Here is a 21168-nt window from a genome sequence, read left to right on the forward strand (position 1 = left end):
CTCGACATGTCCAGCGTGATCAGCACGCCCGGTGATCGCACACCCGGCGTGGCTCTCACCCGTGCGCAGACCGGGATCTGGCTCGCCCAGCACCTGGAGCCCGGCACCGCGGTGTTCAACATCGCCGCCGAGACGGAGTTGCGCGGCCGGGTCGACACGGACAGGCTCGCCGATGCGGTTCGCACCGCGGTTGGCGAGGCCGAGTGCCTCCATGTCCGGTTCCTGCCCGACGGCAGGACCGCGCGACAGACGCAGACCGTCCGGCCGTTCGAGCTCACCGTGCTCGATCTGAGCGAAACGGCGGACCCCGACGCGGCCGCGGCCGAGTGGATGTCCGCGGACCGGGCGCGGCCCGTCGATCTGGTGAGCGACCCGTTGTTCGCCCACGCGTTGCTGCGCCTCGGACCGGACAGGGTGCTGTGGTACCAGCGCTATCACCACATTCTCATCGACGGGCACGGCATCGCGACACTGACCCGCAGGGCGGGTGAGCTCTACTCGGCGGGTGCGCACACTCCCGCCGGAGTGGACTGGCCGTTGACCGGGTTGGTGGTCGCCGACGAGCGGTACCGCGAGTCCGCCCGGTACGCGGAAGACCGGGAGTACTGGGGCCGCCGGATGGCCGGGGCGCCAGAACCGGTCAGGCTGCTGCGGCCGGCGGAGGAGCCCGCGAGCGCGATGCTGCGCCGGACCATCCGGCTGGACGCGCACGAGGCGGCGACGATGCGTGCGACGGCCGCCGCCACCGGGGCCAAGCTCTCCCGGCTGCTCATCGCGGCAGCGGGAACGTATCTGCACCGGGAAACCGGGGCTACGGACGTGACGCTGGCGCTGCCGGTCAGCGCCCGTCCCCGTGCCGAGCGGGGTGAGATTCCCGGAATGCTGTCCAACGTCGTTCCGCTGCGCCTGGACGTGCGTCCGTGGCACACCCCGGCGGACGTCATCACGCAGGTGGCGGCGCAGGTGCGCGCCGCCGCAAGCCACGGCAGGTACCGCGGTGAGGACATCGCCTCCGACCGCGGTCTGGAAGGGGGGATCCGGGACCTGGCGGGCCCCACGGTCAACGTGCTGCCCCACCACGGCGATGCCGGCTTCGCCGAGCACGAGGTCGACGTCAACTACCGGTGGACCGGTCCGCTCGACGACCTCTCGGTGACCGTGTACGACGGCGGCTCCGGCGCGGACCTGCGCATCGATCTCGACGCCGATGCGGCCGTGTGCGGCGAGGAGGAGCTCGACCGGCATCGCGACGGGTTCCTCAGGGTGCTGCGCGCGGTCGTCGCGCATTCGGACCGGCCGATCGCCGGTATCGACCTACTGGACGAGGCCGAGCGTGTCAGGGTGCTGGACGAGTTCGGCGCCGACCCCGTGGCCGCCCCCGAGCTGTCCTGGCCTGCCGCTGTGCGGCGACAGGTCGCCGAATCGCCGGACTCGGTCGCGCTGGAGTTCGAGAACGAGCGGATGACCTACGCCGAACTGGACGCCGCGGCGAACCGGCTCGCCCACCTGTTGCTCTCCCGCGGCGTGCGCCGGGAGGACGTGGTCGCGGTCGCGCTGCCCCGGACCCCCGATCTCGTCGTCGCGCTGCTGGCCGTGCTGAAGACGGGCGCCGCCTACCTGCCACTGGACACCGACCACCCGGCCGAACGGCTTGAGTTCATGCTCACCGACGCCTCGGTTCGTACCGTGGTGAGCACCGGAGCCTCGGCAGCCGAACTGCCCGCCGTGCCGGGAATCGGCGCCGTGCTGCTCGACGACGCCGGCGTGCGGGCCGAACTCGCCGAGCAGCACACCGGTGCACCGGACGTGCGCGTGGACCTGGCCCAGGCCGCGTACGTCATCTACACCTCGGGTTCCACTGGCCGCCCCAAGGGCGTCGTGGTGTCGCACGACGGCATCGGCAGCCTGATCGTCACCGCCACCGAGCGGATCGGCGTGACCCGCGACAGCCGGGTCGTCCAGTTCGCCTCCGCGGGTTTCGACGTCGCCGTCTGGGATCTCGTGATGTCGCTGTGCGTCGGCGGCACGGTGATCCTGGTCCCCACCGAGCGCAGGGTCGCGGGCACGGCGCTGACCGATTACATCGCCGAGCACAGGGCGACGCACATGATCCTGCCGCCGTCGCTGGTCGCCGCGCTGCCCGCTGGCGCGGAACTGCCCGAGGGCGCGGTGCTGATCGTGGGCACCGAGACCGTGCCCACCGAACTCGTCGCCCGCTGGTCACGACGGCTGCGGGTCGTAGCCGCATACGGGCTCACCGAGGCGACGGTGAACTCCACCCTCTGGCTGGCGGAGCCGGGATGGCAGGGGAGGGTGCCGATCGGGCGGCCGGACCCGAACAGCCGGTGCTATGTGCTCGACGCGTCACTGCGTCCGGTCGCGGTCGGCGTCGAGGGCGACCTCTACGTCTCGGGACGTGGTCTGGCGCGGGGCTATCTCGGGCGGCCGGGGCTGAGCGCGCAGCGGTTCGTCGCCGATCCCTTCGGCCTGCCGGGCGAGCGGATGTACCGCACCGGTGACCGCGCCCGCTGGCGTGCCGACGGCAATCTGGATTTCCTGGGCAGGACCGACGGCCAGCTGAAGATCCGCGGCCACCGGATCGAGCCGGGCGAGATCGAGAGCACCCTCATGGGGTGCCCCGGCGTGACCCAGGCCGCGGTCGTGCCGGGGAAGGATCAGCGCGGAGCGACCCGGCTCCTGGCCTACGTCGTGGGCGAGGTGGACCGCGACCGGCTCAGGGAACAGCTCGCGGCCGCGCTTCCGGAACACATGGTTCCCTCGGCGATCGTGGTGCTGCCTGGCGAGCTGCCGCGCACACCGAACGGCAAGCTGGACGTCGCGGCGCTGCCCGCTCCGGACTGGCGGGGGCTCGCGGGCTCCGCCCGGCCCGCCACTCCCGGCGAGCGCACGTTGGCCCGGCTCTTCGCCGAGGTGCTCGGACTGCCGTCCGTCGGCGTGCACGACAGCTTCTTCGAACTCGGTGGCGACAGCATCGTGGCCATCCAGCTGGTCACACTCGCCCGCCGCGCGGGAATGGCGATCACCGCGCGGCAGATCTTCCGCCACCGCACTGTCGCCGCACTGGCATCCGTCGCGGGCGACGCACTGGCCTCGGGTGACCGGCTGCCCGCACCGTTCTCGCTGGTCGCGCTGGACGACGCCGAACTCGCCGAACTCGCCGCCGTGCCCGGCGGCCTCGCTGACGTGCTGCCGTTGACCCCGCTGCAGGAAGGCTTCTACTTCCATGCCGCGTTCGACGGCGGAGACGCTGCTGGTGACGGCGCCGACATCTACACCGTGCAGCAGTCGCTCGACCTGGCCGGTGCCGTCGATCCCGCGGCCCTGCGCCGGTCACTGCGGGGCCTGCTGCGCAGGCACCCCCTGCTGCGGGCCGGTTTCCGGCAGCTGCGCGCCGGCCGCGTGGTGCAGTTCGTCGCGGCGGGAGTGGACCTGCCGTGGCGGGAGGCCGACCTCTCGGCGGCAGGCGAGACGGAGCGGGCGGCGCTGGCCGACGAGATCGCCGAGCGGGAACACGCCGCCGGGTTCGACCTCGCCGCACCGCCACTGATCCGTGCCGCACTGGTGCGCCTCGAGTCCGAGCGGTACCGGTTGGTTCTCACGCTGCACCACATCGTCGCCGACGGCTGGTCCGTCTCGCTCATGCTGCGCGAACTCCTCGACGGGTATCGCTCGGCCGGGGAGACCGCCGAGGCCGAGAACACGGCGCACCGCGCATACCTCGCCTGGTTGGGGGACCGGGACCGCGAGGCGGCACGGCGCGCGTGGCGGGACGCGCTCGACGGAGCCGGGGCCACCAGGCTGCCCACCGTCACAGCGGGGAGCGGACGGAGCCGGCGGGCCGCACCCGAACGGGTCGAGACCGGCCTCGACGCGGGAGAGACCGCGGCCCTGACCGCTCGGCTGCGTGCATCCGGCCTGACCCTCGCCAGCGCCGTGCAGGGGTGTTTCGGGTTACTGCTCGGCGGACTGACCGGCACGCGCGACGTCGTGTTCGGCAGCACCGTCTCCGGGCGCCAGGCCGATGTCGACGGCGTCGAGACCATCGTCGGCCCACTGATCAACACGGTGCCCGCCCGGCTGCGCTGGCGCGAGGACGCCACACTCGCCGAGGTGCTCACCAGCTTCCAGGGGCGGCAGGCCGCGCTGTTCGAGCACCAGCACCTCGGCCTCGCCGACATCCAGCGGGCGGTGGGCGGCGAAGGTGGTGAAGGGCCAGGCCTGTTCGAGACGCTGGTGGTGGTGGAGAACCTGCCGAGCCCCGGGGAGCTGCGGGACGAAACCGGCTCGGTGCGGATCACCGGCACCCAGACACGCGATGCCGTCCACTATCCACTCGCGCTGACCGCGGTGCCGGGCGAACGGCTCGGCCTGTTGCTCGACCACGACCCCACGCGCCTCGGCATCGCCGTCGCGGGGTGGGTGGCGCGGCAGTTGCGCGAGCTGCTGCGTGTGTTCGCCGACCGTCCCGCCTGCCCCGTGTCCGACCTCGACACCCGGCCCGCCGGGTCGTTCGACGCGGACGGCGCGCACCTCATGGGCGACCGCAGGCCGATCCACGGGACGACACTGTCCGCCGCCTTCCAGGAGCAGGTCACCCGTACCCCCGACGCCGTCGCGGTGGTGGCCGACGGCGAACGGCTGACCTACGCGGAGCTCGATCGGCGAGTCGCCGGGCTGACCGGGCGGATCCGCCGCCATGGCGCGGGTGCCGGAGATGTCGTCGCCGTCGCGCTGCCCAGGTCTGCGGAGTCGCTGGTCGGCATTCTGGCCGTGCTCAGGGCCGGAGCGGCGTATCTGCCGATCGATGTGGAGCTTCCGGCCGACCGGGTGAAGTTCCTGCTCGAGGACTCCGGCGCGCCGCTGGTGCTGGTCACCACGAGTGCCGAGGGCACGGTGCCCGCGGTCGATGGGGTGGTGCGTCTTGTCCTCGGCACCGAATCCCCCGATGCTGGTAGTGGTGATCCCGGCCCGGCCGACGGGGCGCCGGCCGGGCCGGATCATCCCGCCTACCTGATGTACACCTCCGGTTCCACCGGAACACCCAAGGGTGTGCTGGTGTCGCATCGTGCCGTGCTCGGCCAGCTCGCCTGGCTCACCGAGTACGCCGGACTCCACACGGACGACCGGGTGCTGCATCAGTACTCCGCGAGCTTCGACCCCTCCGTGCAGGAGCTTTTCGGCCCGTTGTTGTGCGGGGCCACGGTGGTGCTCGCCCGCCAGGGCGGGCAGCGCGATCCGGAGTACCTGACGGCCCTGATCCGGGACGAGCGGGTGACGACGGTGGACCTCGTGCCGTCCATGTACCGGGCGCTGTTGCGGCCGGAGAACACCGTCGACGGCCCGTGGTGGCGAAGCCTGCGCAGGGCGTTCAGCGGGGGCGAGGCGCTGACGCACGCACTCGCGGCGGGCTGGCACGAGCTGACCGGGGTTCCGCTGTACAACGTGTACGGCCCGACCGAGGCCGTCGTCCAGGTCACCGGCGCGCGGTTCGACCCGGACTCAGACGGGGAAGCGGACACATCGGTCCCGATCGGACATCCGGTGTGGAACACCCGGCTGTCCGTGCTGGACGGTGCGCTGCGGCCCGTTCCGCCCGGGGTCGCCGGAGAACTGTACATCGCGGGTGAGCAGCTGGCCCGCGGCTATCACCGCAGGCCCGCGCTGACCGCCGAACGGTTCGTCGCCGATCCGTATGGAGAGCCCGGTGCGCGGATGTACCGCACCGGCGACCTCGTTCGCCGTGCGGCGGACGGCGCGCTCACCTATCTCGGCCGGACCGACCAGCAGGTCAAGATCCGCGGCAACCGGATCGAGCTCGGCGAGGTCGAGACGCGCCTGCGCGCGGTGGCGGGCGTCGACGGAGCCGTCGCGGTCGCGCACGGCGCGGCGGGACGGGACAGCCGACTGGTCGCCTACCTCACCCCCCGCCCGAACGTGGACCTCGACCCGGCCCGCGTGCGGGCGGCACTGGCCGAACACCTGCCCGAGGCGATGGTGCCGGACGACGTCGTGGTGCTCGCGGAACTGCCGCTGACCCCTGGCGGCAAGGTGGACCACAGGGCATTGCCCGACCCGTCCTCGGCGCGGGCCGGAGTACGCGGTGCGGAGAGTGAGCGGGAGCGGCGGTTCTGCGAGATCTTCGCCGACGTGCTCGGTCTCGACGGCGCGGGCACAGTCGGCGCCGACGAGGACTTCTTCGCGCTGGGCGGGGACAGCATCCTCTCCATCTCCGTTGCCGGAAAGGCACGCAGGGCCGGACTGCCGGTCTCTCCGCGCGACGTGTTCGAACACCGCACGCCCGCGGCGCTCGCCGCCGTCACCGGTGCCGCCGCGCCCGCCGCCGGACCGGACGGCACCAGGGCCGGCGCCGAGGTCAGCGGCATCGGCGAGGTGCCACTGCTGCCGATCGTGCACCAGTTGCGCGAGGACGGCGGGCCGATCGGCCGGTTCAACCTCTCGATGTTGCTGCGGGTACCGGCCGGTGCGGACACGGAGTCAATCGCGGCGACGCTAGACACCGTGCTCCGGCACCACGACGCCCTGCGTCTGCGCCTGCGCCGCATCGGCACGGACGGCACCCCGCCGGTCTGGGCGCAGACGGTCGAGCCCGCGCCGGAAACCCCGGCGGAACCGCCGCACCGGGTGCCCGCGGAGGGGCTGGACCAGGCCGCGCTGCGCGAGCTGATCGCCACCGAGTCGGACCGGGCCGTCGGCCTGCTGGACCCGGAAACCGGACACGTCGTGCGGGCGGTGTGGTTCGACCGCGGACCGGACGAGCCCGGCAGGCTGCTGCTGGCCGTGCATCACCTCGCGATCGACGGAGTGTCCTGGCGCATCCTGTTCACCGACCTCGCCGCGGCCTGGCGGGCCGTGTCGGCGGGGCAGCGGCCCGTGCTCGACCCGGTGCCCACCTCGCTCCGCGGATTCGCACTGGCGGTGGCGGACGAGGCGGGTACCGCCCGGCGGCTCGCCGAGCTGCCGTACTGGATGCAGGTGCTGGCGCCGGTGGCGGAGTTGCTTCCCGGCGCGGATCGGGACGCGACAGCAGACGAGGCTCAGGAGCACCACGTGCGCCTGCCCGTCGCGGTGACGGCGGCACTGCTGACCACGGTGCCCGCCGCGGTCGGCGCTGATGTCACCGAGGTCCTGCTCGCCGCACTCCGGCTCGCCGTGACGCGCGCCTGCTCCACCGAAGGGGGGATCGGTGGTGGCGCCCGTGACGCGGACCTGCTGGTCGACCTCGAACGGCACGGCCGCGAGCAGTTCCGCGACGACCTGGACCTGTCCAGGACCGTCGGCTGGTTCACCAGCCTGCACCCGGTGCGACTGCCACCGGCGAGCGAGCCGGTGGCGGTGCTCAAGCGGGTCAAGGAGGCAGTGCGTTCGGCGCCCGACGGCGGCCTCGGCTACGGCATGCTCCGCTACCTCAACCCGCAGACCGCGCCCGTGCTCGCCGGTGCCGCGCAGGCACAGGTGCTGCTCAACTACTTCGGCAGACTGGAGTCCGGTACCGGCACGGACTGGACGCCCGCCGAGGAGGCCGGGGCACTCGCCGTCGAACCCGACGCGGGACTGGCCATGCCGTACCCGCTGCAGATCAACGCGATCTGCGCCGACACCCCCGAAGGGCCGGTACTCGAGGCCAGCTGGACCTGGCCCGCCCATCGGGTGAGCGGCAGGGTGATCAGCGACCTCGCTCAGGGCTGGGTCCGAGCGCTGCACGACCTCGCCGACGCCGCCGGATCCGTCCCGCGGGCCGGGCTGACCCCGTCCGACCTCACCACCGTCCGGCTCACCCAGGACGAGATCGACAGGGTGGAGCAGACCAGCCCCGTGCCGGTTGCCGACATCTGGCCGCTGTCGCCACTGCAGGAGGGCCTGTTCTTCCACGCCAGCTACGACAACAGTGCGCTGGATGTCTACACGGCCCAGGACACCTTCGACTTCGACCGCACCCTCGAGCGCTCCCGGCTGCACCGCGCCGTGGCGGCGCTGTTGGCCAGGCACCCGAGTATGCGGGCCGGATTCACCAGCGACGGGGTTCCGCGGCCGGTGCAGTTCATCGGCGCCGAACCGCGGGTCCCGCTCACCGAACTCGACCTGACCGGGCTCGGCGAGGCGGAACAGCGGGAACGGATGAACCGGCTGCTGGACGCGGACCGAAGGCAGCGGTTCGACCTGGCGGACCCACCGCTGTTCCGGCTGGTCCTGGTCCACCTCGGACCGGATCACGACCGGCTCGTCCTGAGCCACCACCTGCTGTTGTGGGACGGCTGGTCGCAGAGCATCGTGCTGGAACAGCTGCTCGCGCTGTACGAGTCCGACGGTGACGACGCCGCGCTGCCCGTGGCCGGGTCCTACCGCGACTACCTCACCTGGCTCGGCGAGCGTGACCCGGAGCAGTCGATGGCCGCATGGCGCCGGGCACTGTCGGGACTTGCCGAACCGACCCTCCTGGCCCCGCCGGAGTCCGGCTCGGAGCCCTCGATCCCGCGCAAGCTGCACCTCGAACTGCCGGAGGACTTCAGCGAACGGCTGCGCTCCACGGTCCGGGCCAGGGGCCTGACGCTGAACACCGCGCTCAGCACGGCGTGGGCGCTGGTGCTCTCGGCGGCCGTCGGCCGGGACGACGTGGTGTTCGGCGCGACGGTGGCGGGTCGCCCACCGGAGATCGAGCGCATCGAGCACGCCGTCGGCATGTTCCTCAACACCGTGCCGGTCCGGGTCGCGCTCGACCCTCGCGAGTCCCTTGTGGACCTCTTGCGGCGGGTGCAGGCCGAACGGGCGGGGCTGATGAACCACGAATACGCGGGCCTCGGCGAACTCCAGCGGATCAGCGGGCACACCACCCTGTTCGACACGTTGTACGTGTTGCAGAACTTCACCGACGAGAACGCCTTCACGACCGTGACCGAGCGCCACGGCATCACCGACGTCGGCAGCGTCGACGCGACGCACTATCCACTGACCCTGGTCATCACCCCGGCGGATGCCCTGCGCGTCGCGCTGGACTACCGCCCCGAACTCGTCACGCGGGAAGCGGCCGCGACCGTCCTGCGGCGGTTCGAGCTGGTCCTGCGGCGGCTCTGCGACGATCCGGCCGCACCGATGGCGGAGCTCGACCTGCTCCTGCCGGACGAGCGCGCCGAACTGGTCGCCGAATGGGACTCCACGATCCGGCCGGTGCCGGACGAGACCGTGGCGGACATGCTCGCCGCCCAGGTCGAGCGCACCCCGGACGAGACCGCCCTCGTCTTCGGCTCGCACTCCCTCACCTACGCGGAGCTGGACGCGCGGATCAACCGGCTCGCCCGGTTCCTCCTGGCGCGTGGCGCTGGTCCGGAACGTGTGGTCGCGCTGGCGCTGCCCAGATCGATCGAGATGGTGGTGGCGCTGTTCGCCGTGCTGCGCACGGGGGCCGCCTACCTGCCGCTGGACCTTGATCACCCGGCCGAGCGACTGCGGCTGATGCTGGCCGACACCGACCCGCTCTGCCTGCTCTCGGTCTCGGCCGTGGGGCTCACCGAGGACGCGATCTGCCTCGACGCCGCGGGGGTGGTCGCCGAACTCGGCGCACTCGACGCCGCCGCGGTGACGGACGCGGAACGACCCGAGTTCGCCCACGGCGTGCCCGGCAGGCTGGAGCACCCCGCCTACGTCATCTACACCTCGGGGTCCACCGGGAAACCGAAGGGTGTCGTCACGCCGTACCGCGGGCTGACGAACATGCAGCTCAACCACCAGGAGGCGATCTTCGGCCCGGCCATCGCCGCGGCGGGCGGGCGCAGGCTGCGCATCGCGCACACCGTCTCGTTCGCGTTCGACATGTCCTGGGAGGAGCTGCTCTGGCTCGTCGAGGGCCACGAGGTGCACGTCTGCGACGAGGAGCTGCGCCGCGACGCGGAGGCGCTGGTGGCCTACTGCGACGCGCACCGGGTCGACGTCGTCAACGTGACCCCGACCTACGCCCAGCTGCTGATCGAGGAGGGCCTGCTCGAAGGGCACGTGCCGCCGCTGGTGCTGCTCGGCGGGGAAGCCGTCTCCGACGACGTGTGGTCCCGCCTCGCCGAGACCGAGGGGACGTACGGCTACAACCTGTACGGGCCGACCGAGTACACCATCAACACCCTGGGTGCGTCCACGATGGACAGTGCAACGCCCGCGGTGGGCAGGCCCATCTGGAACACCAGGGCGTACGTGCTGGACTCGAGACTGCGCCCGGTGCCGCCGGGCTGCCCCGGCGAGCTCTACATCGCGGGGATCGGCCTGGCCCGCGGCTACCAAGACCGGGCGGGCCTGAGCGCCCAACGCTTCGTCGCCGACCCGTTCGCCGCCGAGCCCGGTGAACGCATGTACCGCACGGGTGACCTGGTCCGCAGGCGCGCCGACGGCATACTGGACTTCCTCGGCCGCACCGACGACCAGGTGAAGATCCGCGGCTACCGGGTCGAGCTCGGCGAGATCACCGCCGCGCTGACCGCGTGCCCCGAGGTTGCCAGCGCCGCCGTGGTGGCCGCCGGTTCGGCGGGGGCGCGGCGGCTCGTGGGGTACGTGGTGCTGGACACCGCCACGGGCACGGAGCCCGGCGAGGCGGTACTGACGCGACTGCGTGCCAGGATGAAGGCGTCCCTGCCGGACTACATGGTGCCCGCCGCGCTCGTCGAGGTGGCGAGCCTCCCGCTGACGGTCAACGGGAAGCTCGACGTACGCGCGCTGCCCTCGGCCGCGCCGAGCACCGGAACCGGCCGCGCTCCGCGCTCGGCCGAGGAGGAAACGCTCCGCGCGCTGTTCGCGGACCTGCTCGGCGTGCCCGATCCCAGCACTGTCGGCATCGACGACAACTTCTTCGACCTGGGCGGGCACTCCCTGTTGGCAACCCGCCTGGTCAGCAGGGCACGCACGGCGTGGGCCTCGGAGCTGACGATCCGTGATCTCTTCGAGGCGCCGACGGTGGCCGAACTCGTCGAGCGGATCGGCCGGAACCGAGGTGCCGCCCGGCCTGCGCTGGTCGCGGGTCCCCGGCCCGACGAGCTACCGCTGTCGCACGCCCAGCAGCGGCTGTGGGTGTTGCAGGAGATGGAGGAGACGTCGGCGGCCTACAACTTCCCGCTGGTGATGCGGGTGCACGGCGCGCTGGACCTGGACGCGTGGCGCGGCGCGCTCACGGACGTGACGACCCGGCACGAGGCGCTGCGCACCGTGTTCGAGGTTCGCGAAGGCACGCCTGTGCAGCGGGTCGTCCCGGCGGCGGACGCGAATCCGATGTGCGAACTGCGCGATCTCACCGGGCACGGGGCCGACGCGGTGGCGGCGGCGATCGGCGAGTTGGTCACCCGGCCGTTCGACCTCGCCACGGAGCTGCCGCTGCGGGTGACCCTGCTGCGCGTCGCCGAGCGCGAGCACGTGGTGGTGCTGCTGTTGCATCACATCACCACCGACGAATGGTCCGACCGCCCGTTCCTGCGCGACCTGGCCGAGGCCTACGACGCGCGGTTGCGCGGCACCGCACCGGGCTGGGAGCCGCTGGCCGTGCAGTACGCGGACTACGCGCTATGGCAACGGGAACTCCTCGGCGACACGAGCGATCCGGACAGCCTCGCGGCCACGCAACTCGACTACTGGCAGCGCACACTGGACGGAGCTCCCGAGGAGCTCGAACTGCCCGCCGACCGGCCACGACCGGCCAGGCCGAGCTTCGCCGGCGCGGAACACGAGGTGGAGCTGGACGACGAGACCTGCGCCGCGCTGCGGGAGCTGGCCCAGAACAGTGGGGCCAGCATGTTCATGGTGCTGCACGCCGCTGTCGCCGCACTGCTGCACCGGCTCGGCGCCGGCACGGACATCCCGCTCGGCGCGCCGATCGCGGGACGCACGGACGAGGCACTGGACGAGCTGGTCGGGTTCTTCGTCAACACGCTCGTGCTGCGCACGGACGTAACCGGGGACCCCGCGTTCGGCGAGCTGGTGGACCGGGTGCGCGAGCTCGATCTCGCCGCGTTCTCCCATGCGGACGTGCCGTTCGAGGCGGTGGTCGAGCGGCTGAACCCGGTTCGTTCGCTGGCGCGAAACCCGCTGTTCCAGGTGATGATCGGCTACCACCACCGCTCCGGCGAGCCACTCGAACTGCCGGGGCTGCGCGTCGAGGACGTGCCGCACGAGGCGGGGACGGCGAAGTTCGACCTGGTGTTCAGCTTCACCGAGTACGCCGCAGGCGGCCGGATCAGCTGCCGCCTCGAGTACGCCACGGATCTGTTCGACGCGGACACGGTTGTCCGCCTCGGGGCCCGCCTGGTGCGCCTCACCGCCGCGCTCGCGGCGGACCCGGGGCGTCCGGTGGGCCGGGTGGATCTGCTCACCGACGCCGAACGCGCGCTCGTGCTCCAGGACTTCAACGCGACCTCCCGGCGGGTGGAGGAGGCCTCCCTGCCCGAACTGTTCGCGCGGCGGGCCGCCGAACGGCCGGACGCGGTCGCCGTGACCGAACGCGGGCGGTCGGTCACCTACGCCGAACTCGACGAGCAGGCGAGGCGGGTCGCGCGACTGCTGGCGGCGCGCGGCGCGGGCGCGGAGAGCGTCGTCGGCATCGCCGTGCCGCGCTCGGTCGAGATGGTGGCCGCCATCCTCGGTGTGCTCAAGCTGGGCGCCGCGTATCTGCCACTGGACCTCTCGCACCCCGAGGACCGGCTGGCGTACATGGTCGAGGACTCGGACGCGCTGCTGATCGTCGGAACGGAGGCGGTTGCGGGCAAGATCCCGGCCACCGACGGCACCGCCTTTCTGGCGCTGGACGCCCCCGCGGTCTCCGCCGAACTGGCCGCCCCGCTGTCCGAACCGGACCGCGCGGGCCAGGAGGCCGCCGCGGTCCGCTCACTCGATCAGGCCGCCTACGTCATCTACACGTCGGGATCCACCGGACGGCCGAAGGGCGTCGTTGTCCCGCACGAGGGAATCGCGAGCCTCGTCGCCACCGCCGTCGACCGGATGGGTCTGAGCCGGGACAGCACGGTGCTGCAGTTCGCGTCGATCGGGTTCGACGTCGCGGTGTTCGAACTGGCGATGGCGCTGTGCCACGGTGGCACCCTGGCCCTGATCCCGGAGGAGGCGCGGGTGGCTGGTCCCGCCCTCACCGACTTCCTCCGCGAGCAGGGGGTCACGCAGATGATCCTGCCGCCGTCGCTGGTCTCCGCGCTGCCGCCGGAGTGCGAGCTGCCCGCGGGATCGACGATCCTCGTGGGTACCGAGACCGTGCCACCGGACCTCTTCGAGCGGTGGGCGGGCCGGGTCAATCTGATCGCCGCATACGGACTGACCGAGGCGACCGTGAACTCCACACTGTGGAACTCGGGGGAGTGGCACACGCGGGGGTGGCAGGGACCGGTTCCGATCGGGCAGCCCGACCCCAACACCGTCTGCTACGTCCTCGACGCCGGGCTGCGGCCGGTGCCGCCCGGCGTGACCGGCGAGCTCTACGTCGGCGGGCGCGGGCTCGCCAGGGGCTACCTCGGCAGACCGGGACTGACCGCGCAGCGGTTCGTGCCGGACCCGTTCGGCCCGCCGGGCGCACGGATGTACCGCACCGGGGACCGCGCGCGCTGGCGCCGCGACGGCAATCTGGACTTCCTCGGCCGGGTGGACGGCCAGGTGAAGATCCGCGGGTTCCGGGTGGAACTCGGCGAGGTGGAGGCGACGCTGACGGCACACCCCTCGGTGCTGCAGGCCGCGGTCGTCGCCGACCGCACCGGGGACATCGTCCGGCTGGTCGCCTACGTGGTCCCCGGATCGGGACCGGTTTCGAGCGGCGACCTGCGGGCACACGCCGCCCGGCTCGTGCCCGAGCACATGATCCCCGCCCTGGTGATCGAGCTGGACGGTCCGTTGCCGCTGACCCCCAACGGGAAGCTGGATCGGCGCGCGCTGCCCGCACCGGACTGGAGCGAACTGACCGGCGACGCCCTGCCTGCCACCGCCGAGGAGCGGAAGCTGGCCCGGCTGTTCGGCGAGATCCTGGAGCTGCCGGAGGTGGGTGTCCACGACAACTTCTTCGAGCTCGGCGGGCATTCGATGTCGTCGATGCGGCTGCTCGGCAGGATCCGGTCGGAACTCGGCGCGGAGCTGACCATCCGGGACGTCTTCGACGCCCCGACCGTCGCCGGCATCGCCGTCCGGCTGACGTCCGCCGGAGGCGACCGGCCGGCGCTCGAGGCGGGCACGCGACCCACGGACCTGCCGCTGGCTCCCGTGCAGCGATGGCTGTGGACGCGACTGGCTGAGGACGCCGCGCACGGCGCGGACGCGTTCGACCACGCGCTGGTGCTGCGATCCTCCGGCGGCCTCGACACGGAGGCGCTGGCCGCGGCCGTGCGTGACGTCGCGCTGCGGCACGAACCACTGCGGACGTTCTTCACCGAACGAGCGGGGGAGATTCACCAGGAGCTGGGCGAACCGCCGTCGCTGGAGATGGAGCGTTGCGAGTCGCTGGAACCACGGCTGGCCGAGCTCGCCACGGAGCGGACCGGACTGCCGCGGCTGCCGCCACTGCGGGTGCGCCTGCTGACCGGGGACGACGGCGCGCAGGCGCTGCTGCTGCGCGCCCACTACCTCGGCGTGGACGAGTGGTCCGTGGTGCCGCTGTGCCGGGACCTGAACACGGCGTACGAGTCGCGGCTGCGTGGCGCCGCGCCTGGCTGGGATCCGCTTCCGGTGTCCTATGCGGACTACACGCGCTGGTCGTGGCGGCTCCTCGGCGATCCGGCCGATCCCGCCGGTCTCGGTGCGAGGCAGCTGGATTACTGGCGGCAGGCGCTGCGGGGGATCCCGGCCGAACTGGCCCTGCCGGTGGATCGGCCGCGCCCCGTGGACCATGACGGACGCGGACAGGTGCACGAGTTCGTCCTCGACGAGCGGGTGCACGAGGCCGTCGACGCGCTGGCGCGGCGCAGCGGCGCGAGCATGTTCATGGTGCTGCAGTCCGCACTCGCGGCCGTGCTCACCGCACGGGGAGCGGGCAGCGATCTGCCGATCGGCACGCTGGTGGCAGGCCGCGGCGAGGCGGAACTGGCCGATCTGGTCGGCTGCTTCGTCAACACCGTCGTCCTGCGTACCGACACGTCCGGCGATCCGGCCTTCGCGGGACTGCTGGCGCGGGTCAGGGAGACAACCCTGAGCGCACTCGACCGCCAGGACGTCCCGTTCGCCGAGGTCGCCGCCGCGACGGGACTGGCCGAGCGGGGGCCGCAGGTGCTGGTCGTGCACCACGAGCAGGCCAGGCTGACCGAACTCGGCGGCGGCGCGGGCGCCTTCGACTCGGTGCTCACCGGTGCGCTGCGGGCCGAGCTGACGCTGAGCTTCTACGAACCGAGGGGCGAGGGCCCGGTTCGGTGCGAGCTGATCTACGCGGCCGGACTGTTCGAGCAGACGACGATCCGGCGACTCGCCGAGGAGCTCCTCGCCGTGCTCGCCGCGGCGACCGCGAACCCCGAGTCACCCCTGAGCGAGTTGACGACAACGAGGAGGAACGACCCATGACGAACCCGTTCGAGGACCCCGATGGCCGTTACCTGGTCCTGGTCAACGACGAGGACCAGCACTCACTCTGGCCGTCCTTCGCGGAGGTCCCCGCCGGCTGGCGCCAGGTCTTCGGCGAGGACACCCGCGACGCGTGCCTGGCCTACGTCGAGGAGCACTGGACCGACCTCCGCCCCCGCAGCATCCGCTAGATCGCGCTCTACGCACATGAGTGCGCATTCTGTGCACACTCATCTGCGATCTGCGGCGCGAACAGTGCCTTGGATTGCCAACTCACGTGCGTGGAGCGCAATCACGAGTGCGTGAAATGCACACTCAGGTGTCGGAAGGGCGCGTGTCGGACCAGGCTTGCCAGAGGGTGGCGTAGCGACCACCCGCCTCGACGAGTTCGGCGTGGGTGCCCGACTCGACGACACGGCCCGCGTCGAGGACCACGACCCGGTCGGCGGCCGCGGCCTGGGTGAGCCGGTGCGCCACGATCAGCCCCGTGCGGCCGTGCAGGGCGCGGTCGGCGGAGGCCTCCAGTTCGCGTGCCCCAGCACTGCCCGCCTCCGCGGTGGCCTCGTCGAGAATGGCGATCGGCGGATCGGCGAGCACCAGGCGGACCAGAGCGAGTTGCTGGGCCTGGGTGACGGTGAGGCGGTGCCCGCCGTCACCGACGACGGTGTCCAGCCCGTCGGGCAGCGCGATGACCCAGTTCAGCGCGCCGACACGATCCAGGGCGTCCCGCAGTTCCGCGGCCGTCGCCTCCGGCCGGGCCAGCCGCAGGTCCTCGGCCAGCGGGCCGGCGAACACGTGCACCTCCTGGCTGATGAGCGCGACCGTGCCGCGGACCTCCGAAGGCCCGAGTTCGCTACCGGGCACACCGCCGAGGAACACCGATCCGCTCGTCGGCCGGTGGATCCCGGCGATCAGCTTCGCCAGCGTCGTCTTTCCCGCGCCACTCGCGCCGACCAGTGCGACCCGCTCACCGGCGGCGACGTCGAGGTCGATGTCGGTGAGCACCTCGTGCCCCTCGACGTAGGCGTGGCTCAGCGCCACCGTCTTGATCGAGGCGTCGGCCGGAGCGGCCGAGCCGCCCGACACCGGTTCGGCGGGCAGGTCGGCCACCCCGACGAGCCGGGTCAGGCTGGCACCCGCCGCCTGCGCGTCGTCGACCAGCGCGAGTGCCGCGTTGATCGGATTGAACAGGCTCAGGAAGTACAGCGCGGCCGCGGTCGCCGTGCCGATGGTGACGACGTCCGCACCGACCAGCACGAACCCGGCGACCAGGACCGCGCTCAGACCGATGAACTCCGCGAGGTTGAGCCGCGCGAAGAATCTGGTCATCAGGCGGATTCCGCGCAGTGCGAGATCCACCGCCTGCCGGGAGCGGGTACCGACCCGGGCGATGTGCTCGTCGCCGAGCCGGAACGCACGCACTGTCCTGGCGCCGCCGACGGTGTCGAGCAGCTGGTGCTGTTGTGCCCCGACGGCCACTCGCTGGGCGGCGTAGAGCGGGATCGCGCGGCGGACGTACCACCGCACGGTGTGCAGCTGGATCGGCACCGCGAGGAGCACGGCGAGCAGGAACCGCCAGTCCAGCACGCCCAGCGCGCCCATGGTCAGCACGATCGTCAGCACCGACCTGCCCAGCTCGGGCAGCGCGTCGCGGACCGACTTGGCGATGACCGACACGTCGTTCGTGACCCGTGCGGTGAGGTCGCCGGACCCCGCCCGTTCGACGAGTTCCAGCGGCAGCGCCAGCGCGCGTTCGACGAACCGTTCGCGCAACGTGGCGAGCATTCCCTCGCCGAGCCGGGCGACCATGGCCAGTCCCACCGCGGTCAGCAGCCCCGCGGTCACGGCGACGAGCGCCAGCAGGACCACCGGCGTGGTCAGCGCCGCGGCACCCCGCTGCTGGGCGACCACGTCCACGATGTGGCCGAGTAGCGGGGCCGTGAGCAGGCTCGCCGCGGTGGCGGCCACGAGCACGGTGAGCGACACCGAGGCGAGCAGCCGGTGCGGGCGCAGCAGTTCGCCGATCACGGCGCGCACCCGCCTGCCGTCGGCGGTGGGCAGGAGTTCTCGCTCGGATTCCATGGCCCCGCTCATGTCTTTTGCCTCATTCGCCTGCGGGCTGCACATCGCTCGGGGCCGTACCCGACTCGTTCACGGTGCCGGTCGCTCATGACAACACCGCCGACCGGTAACCGGGATGGGAGTGCACGAGGTCGGCGTGTGCGCCATCGGCCGCGACGCGCCCGTCCTCCAGCAGCACCACGCGGTCCGCGGCGGCCAGCAGCGCAGGGCTGGTACCGACCAGGACCGTCGTTCGGCCGCTGCGCAACCGCGCGATCTCGGTCGCGATCCGTGCCTCGGTGACCGCGTCCACGGCGGTGGTCGGATCGTGAAGCACGAGCACCGGCGGATCGGCGGCGAGCGCCCGCGCGAGCGCGACCCGCTGACGCTGCCCGCCGGACAGCGATCGTCCGCGCTCGGCCAGCACGGTCGCCACGCCATCGGGCAGGCTCCGGGCGACCTCGTCGGCCGTGGCCGCGGCCATCGCCGGCGCGACGTCCACCGTGTCGCCGCCTCGACCGGCCAGTACGTTGTCCAGGACGCTCAGCTCGAACAGGTCCGCATCGTGCGCCGCGACCACAAGTACTTCCCTGATCCGTTCCGGGTCCATATCGGACAGGTCAACGTCGTCGAGTTCCACCGAGCCGGAACCGGGCTCGGCCTCCTTGGCGAGGCAGTCGAGCAGGTCGGCAGCGGCGGCGGGATCCGTGGTGACCACGCCGAGGAGTGTGCCGGGGGCGATGTCGAGGTCGACTCCGCGCAGTGCGCCGTATTTGAGCCCGCGCAGCCGGACCCCGCCGTCCGCCGGCAGCACCGGGCTCGCGGTCCCGGTACCGACGGCGTGCGGTGCCGCGAGCACCGAGGCGATGCGGGCCGCGGACGCCCTGCCCTGGGCGAGTTCGCCGTTGACCCACGAGAACATCTGGAACGGTGTGAGCAGGAACTGCGCGAGGCCGACGGCGGCGACCAGTTCACCCACACTGATCGTGCCCGCTACGGCCAGCTGCCCGCCGACGAGCGCGACGACCGCGATGAACACGCCGGTCAGAGCCAGAATGACCCCGTCATGCCAGGACTGGGCCTTCGCGGCGCGCAGGGTGGCCGCGAGCGAGACCCTGCTGGTGCGGCGATACCTCGCCACGGCAGCGGGTTCGGCCCCGATCCCCTTCAGCACACGCAGGCCCGCGACGAGGTCGGCGGCGATCCCCGATGCGTGCGCCGCCTGCTCCTGCTCCACGCCGCTGCGCCGTTCCAGCGGACGGCCGACGAGATGCGTGAGCAACAGCAGCGGTGGGGTGCCCAGCAGTACCAGCAGGCCGAGCGGAACGGAGATGCGCAGCAGTGCCACGGCGCTGACCAGCAGCCCGGCCACGGCGGCGATGCCGAAGGGCAGGACCCCGTTGACCGCGCCGACGCGTTTGGCGTCGCCCGTCGCGATGTTGACCAGCGCTCCGGGCAGCCTGCCCGATTCAGCGCCACCCCTGGCGTGCAGCACGCGGGAGCTGAGTTCGACGCGCAACCCGTGTGCGGCCTGCTCGGCCGCACGCTCGCTCGCTCGTGCCGCGAACCGGAAGCTCGCCGAGAGACCGGCGAAGACGACCGCGAGGACGACGAGCCAGCGCAGCAGGGCGGGCACCGAGCCGGTGGACACGGCCTGGTCGATCACCACACCGACGACCACGGGCACGAGCGCCTCGCCGGCCTGATGGCAGGCCGCGAGCAGCGACGCGCCCGCGACATACCGCCGTTGGCCGCGGACCGCACCGCGAAGAACACTGCCGCCGGTCGCCACGTCGTGCCCGCTCACCCCGTCACGGTCCGCCGGTCTGGCAGCGCACACCCCGAAACACCCTCTCTCGCTGAACCGGTAAACCGGAAGGTAAGGCTACTCTAACTTCGCGACACGGCGATGTGATCTCGCCCCGAAGAACGACCGGACGCCCTCGAACACAGGAGAGTGGATGCTCGACACCCGGCTGGTGAACGCCGACTTCGTCACCATGGACCCGGCGCGGCCCGGCGCGCGGCAGCTCGGCATCTGGCAGGGAAGGGTGGTCGGACTCGACGAAGAGGTCGCCTCGCTGCCCGCCCGCGAGGAGATCGACCTCGGCGGAGCGACGGTGCTGCCGGGCTTCATCGACGCCCACGTGCACCTGGCCTGGGCGGGCCTGAGCGCCCGTAGCCCGAGGATCGACTCGGCAGCGGGCGTCGAGGACGCGCTCACCAGGATCGGCGCCACGGCGGAGGACACCGCGCCCGGCGAGTGGGTGGACATCAGCGGCTACGACCAGCGCCCGTACGGCAGGCACCTCACCGCCGCGGAGCTGGACAGGGTCAGCGCGGGCCGCAAGGTCTTCGTGGTCCACGACTCCGGACACGCGTGCGTGGTCAACAGCGCCGTGCTGAACCTCCTTCCGGAAGGCATCGATCACGAGGACGGCGTACTCGCGGAGAGCGGGATGGCCGCGGTACGGGAACTGCGTCAGCCCTACTCGGTCACCGAACTGGTCGACGCCATCGAGCACGCGGGGCGAACCTGCCTCGCCGAGGGCATCACGGCGTGCGCCGAGGCGGGCATCGGTGGCGGCCTGATCAGCCACAGCCCGGTGGAGCTCGCCGCCTACCAGCGAGCGGCGGACACCGGACGTCTCCCGCTGCGGGTACAGCTGATGGTCGTCGGCGACGCGTTGCGCCGGGCGTCGGCGCATCCGGACGACGGCATTCCCCGTGCGCTGGACCTGGGCCTGCGGACGGGATTCGGCGGTGACCGCCTCGGCATCGGAGCGCTGAAAGTCTTCACCGACGGCGGCATGATGCCGCGCACCGCGGCGCTGACGGAGCCCTACGTCGGGCTCGAGCACAACGGCGAGCTCTACGCCGACCCGCGGGCGCTCACCGAGCTGATCGTCGACGGGCACCAGGCAGGCTGGCAGCTGGCGGTGCACGCCATCGGGGACCGCGCCGTGGACGTCGCGCTCGACGCGCTGGAGCGCGCGCAGCGCGAGTACCCCCGCTCCGATGTCCGGCACCGGATCGAGCACGCGGGCCTGGTGCGTCCGGACCAGCTGCGGCGTTTCGCCGACCTCGGGGTGACCGCGGTGGTGCAGCCCAACTTCCTGTGGTTCCTCGGTGACGACTACGCCGCGATCATGGGGGAGGACCGCGCACCCTGGCTCTATCGAGGTCGTGGCTTCCTCGATCACGGCGTCGCCCTCGCCGGGAGTTCGGACCGGCCGGTCACCGAGGGCGCGCCGCTGCGGGCCATCCAGTTCATGGTCGAGCGCAGAACCAGCTCCGGCAGGACCGTCGGCGGGGACGAGGGGATCAGCGTCGAGCAGGCCCTGTACGCCTACACCGTCGGCGCCGCCCGTGCGTGCCGGTGGGAGGACGTGCTCGGGTCGATCTCGCCGGGCAAGCACGCGGATCTGGTCGTTCTCGGGGACGACCCCCGCCGGGTGCGGCCCTCGAGCATCGGGGAGATCGAGGTCCGAGCCACGATCAGCGGAGGTGTGTTCGTGCACACCTCAGGCACCAGCCTGCCGCGTTGATCCGGTCCCAGTA

General features: G+C 72.3%; 5 protein-coding genes. 3 read left to right on the plus strand and 2 right to left on the minus strand.

Annotation, left to right across the window (positions count from 1 at the left end; all coding sequences use genetic code 11):
- Positions 1-6: 6 nt before the first annotated feature.
- Entirely contained in the window at positions 7-15546 is a 15540-nt protein-coding gene (locus BM199_RS29015) for a non-ribosomal peptide synthetase (RefSeq protein WP_218160462.1), read from the plus strand.
- Positions 15543-15737 (plus strand): MbtH family protein, encoded by a 195-nt coding sequence (locus BM199_RS29020; RefSeq protein WP_091678263.1) that lies wholly within the window; start codon positions 15543-15545, stop codon positions 15735-15737. The genes BM199_RS29015 and BM199_RS29020 overlap by 4 nt, the downstream gene beginning before the upstream one ends.
- A 124-nt stretch (positions 15738-15861) precedes the next feature.
- Here BM199_RS29020 and BM199_RS29025 read toward each other — a convergent pair whose 3' ends face one another.
- Complete coding sequence (locus BM199_RS29025) at positions 15862-17640, minus strand: ABC transporter ATP-binding protein (RefSeq protein ID WP_091678264.1); 1779 nt, start codon at positions 17638-17640, stop codon at positions 15862-15864.
- Positions 17641-17713: 73 nt separating this feature from the next.
- Positions 17714-19414 (minus strand): ABC transporter ATP-binding protein, encoded by a 1701-nt coding sequence (locus tag BM199_RS29030; RefSeq protein WP_245788867.1) that lies wholly within the window; start codon positions 19412-19414, stop codon positions 17714-17716.
- Between the two features lie 154 nt (positions 19415-19568).
- On the opposite strand from BM199_RS29030, the gene BM199_RS29035 reads away from it, so the two are divergent.
- Positions 19569-21155 (plus strand): amidohydrolase, encoded by a 1587-nt coding sequence (locus BM199_RS29035; RefSeq protein WP_091678267.1) that lies wholly within the window; start codon positions 19569-19571, stop codon positions 21153-21155.
- Positions 21156-21168 lie beyond the last annotated feature (13 nt).

This window comes from Amycolatopsis marina (assembly GCF_900111885.1).
In the GTDB taxonomy this organism is placed as follows: domain Bacteria; phylum Actinomycetota; class Actinomycetes; order Mycobacteriales; family Pseudonocardiaceae; genus Amycolatopsis; species Amycolatopsis marina.

Excerpts from the sequence above, each read along its gene's own strand:
- BM199_RS29015 (WP_218160462.1), top strand. The coding sequence starts at position 7 with ATGTCCAGCGTGATCAGCACGCCCGGTGATCGCACACCCGGCGTGGCT.
- BM199_RS29020 (WP_091678263.1), top strand. The coding sequence starts at position 15,543 with ATGACGAACCCGTTCGAGGACCCCGATGGCCGTTACCTGGTCCTGGTC.
- BM199_RS29025 (WP_091678264.1), bottom strand. The coding sequence starts at position 17,640 with ATGAGCGGGGCCATGGAATCCGAGCGAGAACTCCTGCCCACCGCCGAC.
- BM199_RS29035 (WP_091678267.1), top strand. The coding sequence starts at position 19,569 with ATGCTCGACACCCGGCTGGTGAACGCCGACTTCGTCACCATGGACCCG.